Here is a 14617-nt window from a genome sequence, read left to right as displayed (position 1 = left end):
TCTTTCACTACTTTCTATTTCCTACCATTTTCACTCATCCATTCTTAAACCCAACCTTTTTAACCGATTCTTTTTTCAACAGTTTTCTATCATTCCTCTTTCCTTAGTACCTTGTTAGATCAAAATTCTATCGATTCGTGCAGATAACAGGCAAACGAACTTATTTTGTCATTTTCCCCTTTGACATTAGTGATTCAGAACGCTAATATCCTCTGCGTGTTAAGGGAGTTCCTCCATAGTTCAGTCGGTAGAACGGCGGACTGTTAATCCGTATGTCGCTGGTTCGAGTCCAGCTGGAGGAGCCAACTTAATATTTCCTTTCTTTGTCCTATTCTTATTTAATTCCTTTATTTTCCAATGCATTAAAAAATCCTCTAGCAAAATAATTTCCATTTATCTTGTCCTTGATCATAGCTATTTAATCGTTTTCGTTTTATCATTCTTTCCCGGCTTGAGCATCTGCTCATCACTCATCCCCCCTTTATGGAGCCGGTTTAATGACAACTGTAACTACCCTAACGATCCGCCGCCCTGATGATTGGCATGTTCATTTTCGCGATAATGAAATGTTAAATACAGTCGTGCCGTTCACTAGCCAATTTTTTGGTCGTGCCATTGTCATGCCTAACCTCGTACCACCCGTTACCACAGTGGAAGCCGCAAAAGCTTATCGCGAGCGTATCAAGCAAGCAGTTCCAGCAGGACATCAATTTACCCCGCTGATGACATGCTATTTAACAGATACAACCGATGCTAATGAATTAATCCGTGGCTTTAATGAAGGTGTATTTACCGCCTGTAAATTATACCCAGCAAATGCCACAACTAACTCTAGCCATGGTGTATCCGATATTAAGAAAATTTATCCTGTTTTAGCTGCGATGGAACAGGCTGGGATGCCACTGCTCATTCATGGTGAAGTGACCGCTAGCCATATTGATATCTTTGATCGTGAAGCGCTATTTATTGAACAAGTCATGCTCCCATTACGTGCTCAATTCCCTCAGTTAAAAGTCGTTTTTGAACACATCACCACAAAAGAAGCCGCGCAATATGTGTTAGATGCGAACGAATTTACTGCTGCAACATTAACACCCCAACATTTAATGTTTAACCGTAACCACATGCTAGTGGGCGGCGTTCGACCACACCTGTACTGCTTACCTATTCTAAAACGAAATGTTCACCAAGAAGCGTTACGGGCTGCCGTCGCATCCGGTTGTGATCGCTTCTTCTTAGGTACTGATACCGCTCCCCATGTTCAGTCACGTAAGGAAACCTCGTGTGGTTGCGCTGGCGTATTTAATGCTCCAACCGCACTAGCGGCATACGCTACTGTATTCGAAGAGTTAGATGCCTTGGCTCATTTTGAAGCATTCTGCTCACTGAATGGACCTAAATTTTACGGATTGCCTGTTAATGAAGGGCACATTACATTGACCAAAGCTGAAAATATAATGTGTGAATCTATTGCTTGTGGAACAGATAAATTAATCCCATTCTTAGCGGGTGAAGATTGCGGTTGGACAATCAAAGTAAGCTAATAACATTTTGATGTGGAAAGGTTTTATCCTTTTCACATCTTTTTTTGAACGAATCTTCGACTATTTTTTAATTTTTATTAAAATTCATAGAAAAAATAGATTTATTACTATCATATTAAAAAAATCTTCTTATACTAGATATAGCTCGTTCTGAGTTACCTGCTCTTAGTCAGTAATAGATATTCATTATTTATCACGATGTTTGATTAGGAGGTCTAAATGAATAGAAAAAATGATGTAATCCAAACTCACCCTGTTGTTGGCTGGGATATCAGTACTGTCGATGCCTATGACGCGATGATGCTACGCTTACATTACCTCCCCGAACAAAACAATAGTCCAGATAGCGCTATTGTGGATAAAACCATGTGGCTAACGACTGATGTAGCCAAACAGCTGATTAATATTCTTCAGGCTGGAATTGATAAGATTGAGTCTGGCGAATATCTTGAATCTGATTTCAAAACGCATTAATACCGTAGCAGGCAAAAGAATGGATATTTGTCTAACAACAAATATCCATTCGTTATCATCTCGCCATTCACATTCCCATTATTAATAAATGATTATTTTATATTTATTTTTAGCAATTAAATAAAAACTATCAATTATGAATTAATTGCAAATACAAGCACTAATTTATTATTTTTATTATTACTTTATTGACTTCAATATCAATTCCAATTTATTGTAACACTCTTTTCTGGACAAGGATGTTCCCTATGAGAATATTAGTTATTGATGAGTGTTATTATACCCGACTTGGTATTACCGAATATTTATCGTCTAATAGAAAATTAAAATTTATTAGTACAGGGTGCATTGAAGAAGGTATTCAATATATAATTAATTACTCACCTAGTATTGTATTGGTAAATTTAACTTACTATTGTCACTATTCAAGTTATTGCCCAGTTTTAAAGGCATTACTAAATAGCTCTAATAGCGTTCGATTCTATATTTACATCAATGCCGCATACCCACCAACCGACAAACCTTTGTTATTGAAGGATAATTTCTTTATAATGTCAAAGAATATTATGACTCAAACATTAGATAAAGTAATTATCGATTCTGAACAAATAGAGAAAATAACCAAACTTGCTAATAATAATGATTCATCTATTTTCACCATAAAAGAACAGAGCATAATTAATAACTGGATGAATGAAACACCCAATCATATTATTTCCAGAAAATTAGGAATCAGTAACAGCACTGTTTACTCACAAAAACGGCATATCACGTCAAAAGTATTTGTTAAGAATAGGATTGAGTTATTTTTTATTTATAATGTTTTTAAATATCTTTATTAATAAAAAAGCCCTATTAAAGGGCTTTTCCTATTAGAAGTTAGAGTGATTATTTTTCGCTATTTAATAACCCATCCGCTAAACGGTGACGAGATTTATTAAATATTTTATTACTTACTTCTCGACCTGCACGGCGAGCACGCTGCTCTTCTTCAGGTAATTTCATCTCTTCAGTACATGCATGGCTACAGCATCCTTCATATTTTTCAGCGCAACTTGGGCATTGAATAAATAATAAGTGACAGCCATCATTTTTGCAGTTTGTGTGGGTATCACACTCATCACCACATTGGTGGCAGTGTGCTAATGTATCATCAGTGATACGCTCACCCATGCGGTTATCGAACACAAAGTTTTTACCTTTGAAGCGTAATGGCAAACCTTGTTCTTTTGCTTTGCGCGCATATTCAATGATCCCACCTTCCACATGATAAACATTTGGGAAGCCGTTATGTAGCATGTAAGCACTCGCTTTTTCACAGCGAATACCACCAGTGCAATACATCACCACATTTTTATCTTTCTGATCTTGTAGCATTTCAACCGCCATTGGCAGTTGATCTCTAAACGTATCAGAAGGGATTTCTATCGCATTATCAAAGTGACCCACTTCATATTCATAGTGGTTACGCATATCGACAAAAATTGTGTTTGGGTCGTCAATCATTTCATTGACTTGTTCAGCCTTTAGATACTGCCCTGTATTCGCAGGGTTAAATGTTTCATCATCAATACCATCAGCAACAACTCGGTCACGCACTTTCATGCGTAGTACCCAAAATGATTTGCCGTCATCATCAATAGCGATATTTAAACGCAGACCATTTAAAGCTGGCTCTGTCGTATAAATAAGTTCACGCAATGCATCCACATTAGATGCAGGGACGCTAATTTGAGCGTTTATCCCTTCTTTTGCAATATAGACACGACCAAATACACTCAACGCTTTGAATTGTTGGTACCATTCATTACGAAATGCAATAGGATCTTGAATATTAAAATATTTATAAAAAGAAATAGTGGTACGTGGCTCGACCTCCGCCAACATACGTTCTTTTAGAATTTTATTTGAAACTTGGTTATGTAACACTGGCATGGTGTTCGCTTTCCTTCGTAATGCTTTGATATAAAATAAATTTCAATTACTAACCGTGAATTGCTAGTTAATTGTGAGTTATTATCCCCTTTATTATGTTAATAAAAAACCATTTATTTTTAGTGGGTATTACATTTTCTATCAAATTTTTATGGTGTTGTTAAACGATAATTGCATAATTTAGCCAGTGATAAACAAATCGCCCTCAATATTCATTTATATCGGGAACGAATTCAAAAAGCATCATACTCGATTATTGTGGATACATTTGAAATGGTAGACCCACTGATTAAAACCATTGGTGAGAAAAAAAGTCAGCATGTTGATTGTATGCTTAATAAGAAAAAAGGGAGGGCTCCCCCTCCCTGGCATTTGCCGAAGTTACGATGGGTAAACCGCATCGTAGAGCGCAATGTCAACTGCAAAGGCTCTTCCCTACTCCGCTATGCAGAACAGAGTAGGTCAGAAGCCCCTTACTACACTTTACTACCGTACAACTTTTTAACTTATAGGCAAACTTCACCTTTAACCAAGTAATTCAATACGGGCTGGTAAACCTTGTCTCACGGAGGCACCAGAAACCCAATCAAGCCAAGTATTGGCGACCTCACGCGTCGGGTCCGCAAACCCCAAGTCATTCAAGTTAATACCTGAACCATTTGCCGCATTCATTAGCATTGGCGCACCGTCTAAATAGTGCTGTTTTGCACCCATTTCAGTGTGCCCATAGCCATGCTCAACCGCCAAAACTCCCGGCATAACCCCATCAAGCACACTAATCTGAGCCTCCGCATGACCACCCGGCGTGGTAATTTTGATCCAATCCCCGTGTTTTACCCCCATCTTCGCCGCATCATCGGGATGAATCGCAACTAAGTTTGTTGGCTTCACATGGCGTAGACGCTCGATCATCGTCGTAGAGCTGCTCATGACATGGGATTTAAAGGACATCATTTTTAATGGCCACTCTTTCTCTGGGAATACCGCATTAACATCTTCACCATTTGCCATACGTGGCGGATAGTAAGTCGGGCAACCACTAAAACGCTCACCCGTAATAGCATGACGGTTAATGGCTACGGTTGGATTCCAAATTTGTAACCCTTTCTTCCATTGTGGACCTGTCGCATCACCATCCCACGCTTTTTCATAAGGAGCAAACCGACCACCACGAGTAAAGATATACGCTACACGGCGAACTTCTTCCGGTTTCAATGTCCGAGTAATATCAGGCATGATGCGTTCCACTCCACTGATTTTGATGTCTTCCGTTGCTGCTTCTGGAACTGGTTTCTCACCCAGCCAAGCCATGTTCGCCGCGACTCGAAGATAATAATCCTCGGCGGTGTTGAGTGGATACATATTGCCATCCATATCCGCGATGACATTATCGCCGAAGCCGGGTAATTTCAGTTCTTTTGCGACGGCAATACAGAATGCTTCTATTGAAATTGGCTGACCATCCACCGTTTTTGCAGTACGAGATTCAACAATTGGCCAACGCGCCGTACTCGCTTTCACTTGAACACCAGACCATGGGGCACTGAACCCCCAACTTTCAAAGTTATGGGTATCTGGCACAATGTAGTCCGCCAACGCCGTGGTTTCATTCATGAAAGCATCAATACCAATAATCAAAGGCAGATGTTTCGGGTCTTTCAGTTTTTCTTCCATCACCTGACGAATACCCGCAATACCATACACAGGATTAGTCATATTGGTGATCCACGCTTTCAGCGAATATGGATAGCCCAATAATGCAGATGCAAGCTGCTCGGTTAACTGACCTTTTGCAAACGGATACCAAGGAGCTTTAGCTGGATACGGTTTTTCACCCGCCGCCACTCTTGCTTTGAATTCATCCGATTTTTCATAAACTTCATTACTGCGTGATAACACCACCCCTTTAGGCTTCACTTTGCCTTTATAGCCAGCGATATTGTAACGGGGGCCATCATTTTCACCGTTAAATTTGCCGCCACCTACAGACACGCCACCTTTCAGGTTTAAATTACCAATGAGAGCATTGAGCATAATCACAGCCCAAGCCGTATAGAAACCATTCCCACTCATCATACCGCCGTGAGAAATCACCGCCGCTTTTCTATCGTAAGAAGTTAAGGCTTTACCCAGTGATTCAATGGTTTTTACTGGAACTTGGCAGCGCTGGCTATATTCTTCTAGCGTCATGCGATCCGCAGCTTCTTTTAAACATTGGAAACTGGATTTTACAGTGACTTCGCTACCATCATGCAAAGTCACTTGACGAGTGACGAACAACTCCGCATTGGTCACATCATCCGCGAGCTTCAGCTCACCATTCGCATCCTGTACTAAATACGCTTTTTTCTCTTCATCCTTGCCATTTTCAGCGACTTCTGGCACCACACCCGTCAAATGGAATTCTTGTAGTAAATTACCTGCCAGCGGATGCGCATCATCGGTGATCACCAAATGGGTTGCATTCGTCCAGCTTTTTTCGCCTGCCGCTTCCATCGATTTTTCACTTGGTACGCTGAGATACGCTGCGTTATAGCGATTATTTTCAATAATCCAGCGGATCATTCCCATCACTAATGCCGCATCCGTTCCCGGCTGAACTGGCACCCAGTGACCATGATCATTCGCTAGCGTTGTGGTTAATGGTAATGCAGGAGAAACAACAACATAATTAAAAGAATCTCGCAGACGAGCACTCGCCAACTGGCGACCTTGACGTTTAAATGGGTTTCCTGATTGTGCCGGAGAGGTTCCAATAAACAGCGCAAAGCGCGTATTGTCCCAATCAGGCTTAACGTGGGCGTTTTTGTCCAAATCATCCATCAACGCACCGGAGCCCGCACGATAGGCAAGACCACAATAAGCCCCGTGAGCACCAAAGTTTTTACTCCCAAACGCATTTTGAGCAAAGCGACGAATAAACCCATCACGACCATCATCTCCGGCATTCGTCACCAATAACTGATTCGCTTTTGGTCCTAACTTTGGTTGAGATGGATCTAATGGCGTTTCTAGGTCCCGAATAGCACGTAAGCCATCCACGTGCCCTTCGCCAAATAAATCTCCACCTTCAACAACTTCTTTAATTAATTGCTCGAAGCTAATACGTTCCCATTTACCTTCACCGCGTTTACCTACACGCTTCATTGGTTCGAGAATACGTAATGGGCTGGTTAGCCCTTCCATTAACGTTGCACCACGGGCACAAGCTGTCGAACGATGCTCTAAGCCACTTTCGCCCCCCATTTTGGCAAATGCTGTCGATAACGGCATACCATAAGGGAAATGTTTTTCGTGGGATAATGGATGATAAGGGTTACCGGCGATGCGCAGCACTTCATTTTTTGCGCTATCTACACGGGCACGGATCCCACATTGGGTCCAACAACCAAAGCATTGTGTCATCGAGACAACTTGCTCCGGATTTTCCTTCCAACCACCAATCGCCGTTCCTTCAGGAATAAGTGAATTACCATTAATGCGATTCAGCGTCACTTTCCCAGAAGTGCCATCCACTAAACCATCCACAGCACGCTTGGCAACTTCACGGTAGCTTGCACCAAATAAGGCAAGACCACCGACAACTAAACCACCTTTAAGCCATTGACGTCTTGAGAATTTAGCCATGTTGCACTCTCCCCGCAAACCAGCGAACACCTTCGCGAACAATAATTGTTAATGCAATCCACAATCCAAACGTACCGACTATTGCCAGTAATCCATCATTCCCTAATGGGAAATGATATGGATTGGTAATTATGTTGTATTTTGGCACCGCTTGGACTTCCATCAGGAAAATCCAGCGTAATACCCACGCTAACGCCATAGACACTAACGCTAAAATGGTGATGTAAGGCACTGAACGAACAGCTTTTACATTGCTCACTGCCATCACAAAGGTGATAGCCCACAGCGCACAAACGCCCATCAACATCCACCAGCCCGGGCTTGCCACATCTAATTGTTGGCGAACCGCAATACCTGATGTGGTATCACCGGAGATCCACAGGGCAAAACAGACCGCAAACAGCAACAAGCTAATCACTTGGAAACGAGCCAAACGATTTTGATATTGCGGCTCACGACGTGCGCCTAAACTCATCAGAGCAGGTAACACTTGTAGTGCACTTAAGAACATCAAGGCAGGTATCCACCAGCTAAACCAAATTGGACGAGCAACTAAAACAGACGCTTCACGACCGGTATACAGCAGTAATCCCATCGCAGACAGGGCACCTAACAGTGCAACCCAACGGGTCGCTTTATACTCTTTCTTCCAAATCAATTTGACCAATAGCGCTACAAAGTACAACCCAACAAACGTGGTAAATAGCGGTAGCAACACAGAGCCCCACCACATCCAAGACCACATTGTTGGATGTGCATAAAAGTGCCATACACGCGCGGTTTGGTGCAGGTCAGCCGTCAATGCCAATGGAGCAGTGATCCCCATCGTAATCGCAATAAAAACAGCAATCATTTCGAGGCGACCATTCTCACTGCGATTTTGCCAATGAAGATAGCAGGCATACAGCACCGCACAGGCAGCAATACCAATAAAGAAAAAGTATTGCACTGCCCAAGGAAGCCAGAAAAACTCTTGTGGCTGCGCCATAATTTCAGAAATATAGGTCACTTGTTCGCTCATCAGAACACCTCCTGCCATAATGCCGGTTGCCCTTTACCTTGCAACGGCTCCACAAACGCATCATCCAGCCCTAAATAAAACACCTGTGGCAACGTGCCACTTTCTGGTTTCAATACTTTGATTTGCGCTTCATGCTCTGTCAGCATCTTACGGATGGTGCTATTGGGATCTTTTAAATCGCCAATAATACGCGCGCCACCGACACACGATTCCACGCAAGCAGGTAATAAGCCGACTTCTAAGCGATGTGCGCAGAACGTACATTTGTCTGCAGTTTGTGTTGAGTGGTTAATAAAACGCGCATCATACGGGCAAGCTTGTACACAATAGGCACAACCCACACAACGTTCATTATCAATAACGACAATGCCATCTTCACGCTGGAAAGTTGCTTGCACTGGGCAAACAGGCACGCAAGGAGGGTTATCACAATGGTTACACAAGCGGGGCAATAGAACGTTAGTCAACCCATCTTCCCCTTTTAAGGAAACTTGATATTGGTTAACAGTGGTTCTAAATTGACCTTGTGGTGTTTGGTTTTCAACGGAACAGCTGACCGTACAAGATTGACACCCTACACAACGGCGTAAATCAATCAGCATTCCATAACGTTTTTCAGGGTTGCCTTCACGGCGAGTTGGGGAAAAACTCAAACCCGCCTCAGCGATTGGGATCAGCGATGCACCCGCAGTGACGGCTCCAATCTGTTGTAGGAATTTTCGTTTACTCAGATCCATAATCGGCTCCAGTATTGACATTGCTAATGCGAAAATAAAAGTTAATAATCAATCTATTATTGGTTTATCTTACGTTTGGGTAACACCGTGTTACCGATGTCTGATAACCACTAAATTCTTATTTCTCTTTAAAATCGGTGTGTTATCTTTGTGCTACTCGAATGATTCTGATGCCATAGTAAGAATAAAAGCCTTGTACCCCTATTGTGGTTTACCACATACCCGAAGGGATATTGATCTAACGCAACGAATAAACCCCAAATGTTAAAAAAATCGTCTATGCCGTTGTATCACATACTTTTAATAACCTTACTGCTATGGTGCATACCTGCGGGCGCGGCACAATGGACCATTGGTGTTCTCGCCTTACGTGGACCGAATTTCACACAGTTGCACTGGCAGCCTTTGGTCGATACGCTTAATCAGTCCATTCCCGGTGAACGCTTTATCCTAAAGCCCCTGAATCTTGAAGAAATGAAAGAGGCGATTTCCAATCGCAAAATCGATTTTTTGCTGACCAATCCTGCACAATTTATTCAGCTTGATAATCGGTACCATCTTCGCTGGTTGCTCTCTTTGCGTTCTGATGTTGAGCCGAACAGTACAACCCGCAACGTGATTGGTAGCCTTATCTTGGTACGCAGTGACAGCGATATTCACGATGCAAACCAACTCATTGGTAAAAAGGTCGGTGCCATTTCGACGGATGCCTTTGGGGGATATTTGTTAGGTTATAAAGTGCTACGAGACTTGGGATATGACGCGGAAAAAGATTTTCGAATGCAATTTTTAGGCTTTCCTGCCGACGCATTATTATACGCCTTACGGGATAAATCATTGACTGCGGCAATTGTCCCTGTTTGTTTATTAGAAAACATGGATAGCGAAGGACTGATTGATAAACACCAATTCCGACCACTGATTCAAAAAGAGAGTGCATTGCCCTGCTTAACGAGCACTGAACTCTACCCTAACTGGTCATTTGCTGCGTTAAGCGAAGTGCCCGATAATTTGGTGGATAAAGTCACCAAGGTTTTATTATCTGGCGATGCGCCAAGCATGCGCTGGGGAGCTCCCGCATCCATCACACAAGTTGAAAACTTACTGCGCGACGTCAACCAACACCCACAGCAAAGAGAAATTTGGCAAGATATCGTCAGTTGGACCATCCAACACCAAATTACCATTGGAATTATCGCCTTAGTTTTTGTGCTACTGGGCATTAATCACGTCTGGATTGCTTTCTTAGTTCGCCGCCGCAGTCAACAATTGGAAGTCGCGCATAACCGCTTGCGACAGCAAGAAACTAACCTACAAAAAGCGCAACGACTCAATATATTAGGTGAAATGGCATCTGGATTTGCCCATGAACTTAACCAGCCCCTATCGGCAATCCGTAACTATGCCCAAGGCTCCATTTTACGATTAAAAAAAGAGTCTGAAAGCCACCCGCTTCTTGGTGCGATCAGTAAGATTGATGAACAGGCTCAACGGGGTGCTGATATTATTCAAAACCTCCGTTTATGGGCAGGGAAGCCAGGGCAAGAGTCTCCTCTGACACTTCGCCAGCACTCCGTCAAACAAACCATCAATCACATTTGGCAACTGTTGCAAGTTGAGCAACACTTCCCAATGGCTCGTTTACAGCTACCTGATAGCCCTGATGTGCAACTCTTGTTGCCAGATACCCTACTCGACCAACTATTATCCAATCTGATTAGTAATAGCCTCCAAGCAGGAGCCAACACATTAACGTTTAGCTTCCACTTTGCTGAAAACCGATTTTTGCTCGTATTACAAGATGATGCTGGTGGAATGCCCGACGAACAACTCAGTCAAGGAATAACACCGTTTGCTACGACGAAACCAGAGGGATTGGGGCTAGGCTTGGTGATTTGCCAGCGATTAATTCAAAGCCAAGGTGGCGATATTCATATTGAAAATCAACGTAATGAAGATGGGAAGGATGGTCTGCGCGTTACTTTGATTTTTAATTATTCGGGATAATCAGAAATAGCGCATGTTTTGCCACACAAAAGATAACATTCCCAATAACTATATGTGACAATGCTTTCAAAACCACTTATATGAATAAGAAATAAGCTACGAGGAATGAGTTAATGCCTGTCATTCACCTTGTCGACGATGACAGCGATGTCACCGATTCCTGTCAGTTTTTACTTGAAACGCTAGGTTATAGCGTCACTGTCTGGAACGACAGTGAACAGTTTGTTCAACAAGCTCCTTTACATGAAGAAGGTGTGGTATTGCTGGATATGCGGATGCCAAAACTGGATGGACGCCAAGTTCACCAATATCTCAAAGAACAACAGAGTACACTTGCCGTCATTTTTCTTTCTGGGCATGGCGATATCCCAATGGCAGTAGAGCAAGTGAAACTAGGCGCTATCGATTTTTTACAGAAACCTATTGATAGCCAGCAACTTGCTGAAACTCTTGAGCAAGCTCGGCTGCAAACTATTAAAGCGACTGAGCGTTTTCTTATTCAACAGCGCTATGAAACGTTAACCCCCAAAGAAAAAGATGTGTGTGGCTATGTGCTTCAGGGGCTGATAAACCGTGAAATTGCAGAGGTTGCTTGTGTTTCTGTACGTACCGTCGAAGTCCACCGCTCTCGAGTGATGGAAAAAATGGCAGTTAGAAACCTTGCGGAATTAATGAGCACGATGCAAGCCGCGCAACTTTTTGCTGATTAATTTGATATCATTCAGATTAACAAGCTATTTTTAATTGAAATCCACTAAAGTAGAAACCGAAAAAACAATGATCCCAGCACCAAAATTTGAGAAAAGTTTATTACATCCCCGTTATTGGTTAGTTTGGTTTGGCATTAGCGTGCTATACCTGCTAGTCCTACTTCCTTATCCAGCCATTTATTGGATAGGCACCCGTTTGGGGCGTTTCTCCAAGCGCTTTTTAAAGAAACGCGTTCTCATTGCCGATCGCAATTTACAACTGTGCTTTCCCGAAATGAGCCAAGAAGAGCGCAAGAAACTGGTTGATCAAAACTTTGAATCCGTTGGTATGGGCGTTTTTGAAACAGGAATGGCGTGGTTCTGGCCTGATTGGCGAGTGCGCCGTTGGTTTAAAGTTGAAGGTCGTGAAAATATGCTCACCGCTCAAGAAACCGGTCGTGGCATTATTGTGTTAGGCGTCCATTTCTTAACGTTGGAAATCGGCGGTCGTGCATTTGGTATGTTGAACCCCGGCATTGGTGTTTATCGCGCTAACGATAATAAACTGATGGATTGGCTACAAACTCGTGGACGTTTGAAATCCAATAAATACATGCTCGACCGTAAAGACGTTAAAGGCATGATCCGCGCATTAAAAGAAGGGGAAATTTTATGGTATGCCCCTGACCATGATTACGGTCCTCGAAACAGTTCATTCGCGCCATTATTTGCGGTGGAAAAAGCGGCAACCACCAATGGCTCACAGATCTTATTATCTCTTGGCAATCCACTCGTTGTGCCGTTTTCAGCTATCCGCTTACCCGATGGTAAGGGCTATAAATTGCTGATCCAGCCAGCGGTGGACAATTTCCCTGTGGACGATAATGTCGCCACCGCGACAATGATGAATCAGGTCATTGAGAAAGAAATTTTACGGGCACCAGAGCAATATATGTGGATGCACCGCCGTTTTAAAACGCGTCCAAAGGGAGAACCTTCTCTGTATGGCGATTTAGATAAAATCCACCACCGCTAGGCTGCCTATTCCCGAAATTATTCGCATTAGAACAGGCGGTTATCCCAAAATAGTTCGTGTTGCAGCTAGGCGGCAAATGAGTGGATCCCCAGGAGCATACACAAGTATGTGACTGGGGTGCGCGAATGAAGCCAACAACGCTGCGGCGCGAAATATGAAGGGAGCACATGAAGAAAAGTACTTACTGGAAAAAAAACCTCTACATCGTCTGGTTCGGCTGCTTTCTAACGGGCGCAGCCTTCAGCCTGATCATGCCTTTCCTCCCTCTTTATATTGAAGAGCTTGGCGTTACTGACCATACTTCATTGAATTTATGGACCGGTGCTGTTTTCAGTATTACTTTTCTCTTTTCCGCTATTGCTGCACCTTTTTGGGGGCGCCTTTCTGACCGCCGCGGTCGTAAATTAATGTTGCTGCGTTCTGCCCTTGGTATGGCGATTGTGATGGTGTTGATTGGCTTTGCGCAGAATATTTGGCAGCTTTTGGCTTTGCGAGCACTTTTAGGCTTACTTGGCGGGTTTGTCCCGAATGCTAATGCGCTAATTGCAACACAGGTGCCCGTTAATAAAAGCGGCTGGGCGATGGGCGTTTTGGCGACTGGCGCAGTTAGCGGCGCATTGATTGGTCCACTCATTGGTGGTTTTTTAGCTGATCAATATGGCTTGCGTCCCGTGTTTTTCATTACCGCAAGTGTGTTATTTATCTGCTTTTTTGTCACTCTTTTCTATGTGCGTGAGCGCTTTACTCCTGTTTCTCGTAAAGATGCCCTCACAGGGAAACAAGTTTTTGCCTCTTTACGTAATAAAAACTTAGTAATCAGCTTGTTTTTCACCACCATGATCATCCAAGCGTCTATGGGTTCTATTAATCCCGTGATCACGTTATACGTGAGGGAATTGTCTAACTCGATGGATAACCTTGCTTTTATTAGCGGCGTGATTGCCTCCATTCCCGGCGTTGCCGCGCTGATTAGTGCCCCTATGCTCGGTAAACTGAGCGACCGCATTGGACCCGACCGTGTTTTATTGGCAGTGCTTGGCGCATCCATTTTTGTCTTATTCCCGATGGGATTAGTCAGTAGCTATTGGGAGTTAGGCGCTTTACGCTTTTTGCTTGGTGCCCTTAATGCCGCGTTATTACCCGCAGTACAAACTTTAATAATTTATAATATCTCCCACCAAATTACTGGGCGAATATTTAGCTACAACCAAGCATTACGCGATGTAGGTAATGTCACAGGTCCTTTGATGGGTTCCTTTGTGGCAGCCACTTACGGCTTTAGAGCCGTCTTCTTCTTCACCTCTGTATTAGTACTCATAAACCTGATTTATTCGTGGATAATAATCAGAAAACAATCTGATGGTTTAAGAGCATCTCCCTCCCAAAAGTAATGGTAATGTGTGATTTCCACGCCAAAACATAACTTTTTATTATCTTTTCCATGAAAAGTTTATAAGCACAGAAATCAACTTGTAACCATATGTTTTTAATGAACTTAATCGATTCAAAAAACATTCTTTTATTGTCAATAAAAATCCGTTATTCTG

The 14617-nt window shown here is 42.8% G+C and carries 11 protein-coding genes and 1 tRNA gene; 8 read left to right on the top strand and 4 right to left on the bottom strand.

The window, feature by feature from the left end; all coding sequences use genetic code 11:
• The first annotated feature begins 229 nt into the window (after window positions 1-229).
• From PR766_RS09155 to PR766_RS09140, 4 genes are all read left to right on the top strand, one after another.
• Window positions 230-305, top strand: a tRNA-Asn gene (locus PR766_RS09155).
• 192 nt (window positions 306-497) lie between these two features.
• Window positions 498-1544: a dihydroorotase gene (gene pyrC / locus PR766_RS09150; protein WP_006657919.1), complete on the top strand. Its 1047-nt coding sequence runs from the start codon at window positions 498-500 to the stop codon at window positions 1542-1544.
• A gap of 219 nt (window positions 1545-1763) precedes the next feature.
• Complete coding sequence (bssS, locus tag PR766_RS09145) at window positions 1764-2018, top strand: biofilm formation regulator BssS (RefSeq protein WP_006657918.1); 255 nt, start codon at window positions 1764-1766, stop codon at window positions 2016-2018.
• Between the two features lie 248 nt (window positions 2019-2266).
• Window positions 2267-2860: a LuxR C-terminal-related transcriptional regulator gene (locus PR766_RS09140; RefSeq protein WP_230086782.1), complete on the top strand. Its 594-nt coding sequence runs from the start codon at window positions 2267-2269 to the stop codon at window positions 2858-2860.
• A gap of 46 nt (window positions 2861-2906) precedes the next feature.
• On the opposite strand, the gene trhO is transcribed toward PR766_RS09140, so the two are convergent.
• The 4 genes from trhO to ttrB form a co-directional block, all read right to left on the bottom strand.
• A complete protein-coding gene (trhO, locus tag PR766_RS09135; RefSeq protein ID WP_006662072.1) occupies window positions 2907-3953 on the bottom strand; it encodes an oxygen-dependent tRNA uridine(34) hydroxylase TrhO in 1047 nt (348 codons plus the stop codon).
• A 525-nt stretch (window positions 3954-4478) separates the two neighbouring features.
• Window positions 4479-7580, bottom strand: coding sequence for a tetrathionate reductase subunit TtrA (gene ttrA / locus PR766_RS09130; RefSeq protein ID WP_154636135.1), 3102 nt, complete (start codon window positions 7578-7580; stop codon window positions 4479-4481).
• Window positions 7573-8601, bottom strand: coding sequence for a tetrathionate reductase subunit TtrC (gene ttrC / locus PR766_RS09125; RefSeq protein WP_036965175.1), 1029 nt, complete (start codon window positions 8599-8601; stop codon window positions 7573-7575). Before ttrC ends, ttrA begins: the two co-directional genes overlap by 8 nt.
• A complete protein-coding gene (ttrB, locus tag PR766_RS09120; protein WP_036960530.1) occupies window positions 8601-9338 on the bottom strand; it encodes a tetrathionate reductase subunit TtrB in 738 nt (245 codons plus the stop codon). Before ttrB ends, ttrC begins: the two co-directional genes overlap by 1 nt.
• A 261-nt stretch (window positions 9339-9599) precedes the next feature.
• On the opposite strand from ttrB, the gene ttrS reads away from it, so the two are divergent.
• The 4 genes from ttrS (at window position 9600) to mdtG (ending at window position 14461) form a co-directional block, all read left to right on the top strand.
• Window positions 9600-11345, top strand: coding sequence for a tetrathionate respiration histidine kinase TtrS (gene ttrS, locus PR766_RS09115; protein WP_036960528.1), 1746 nt, complete (start codon window positions 9600-9602; stop codon window positions 11343-11345).
• Between the two features lie 113 nt (window positions 11346-11458).
• Window positions 11459-12055 (top strand): tetrathionate respiration response regulator TtrR, encoded by a 597-nt coding sequence (ttrR, locus tag PR766_RS09110; RefSeq protein WP_006657911.1) that lies wholly within the window; start codon window positions 11459-11461, stop codon window positions 12053-12055.
• A gap of 67 nt (window positions 12056-12122) precedes the next feature.
• Complete coding sequence (locus tag PR766_RS09105) at window positions 12123-13070, top strand: Kdo(2)-lipid IV(A) acyltransferase (RefSeq protein WP_006662077.1); 948 nt, start codon at window positions 12123-12125, stop codon at window positions 13068-13070.
• A gap of 167 nt (window positions 13071-13237) precedes the next feature.
• Window positions 13238-14461: a multidrug efflux MFS transporter MdtG gene (mdtG, locus tag PR766_RS09100; RefSeq protein ID WP_006657909.1), complete on the top strand. Its 1224-nt coding sequence runs from the start codon at window positions 13238-13240 to the stop codon at window positions 14459-14461.
• Window positions 14462-14617 lie beyond the last annotated feature (156 nt).

This window comes from Providencia sp. PROV208 (genome assembly GCF_028479465.1).
GTDB lineage: Bacteria > Pseudomonadota > Gammaproteobacteria > Enterobacterales > Enterobacteriaceae > Providencia > Providencia alcalifaciens.
Note: the sequence above shows the minus strand (reverse complement) of the source record. Positions and strands in the feature narration are given on the sequence as shown.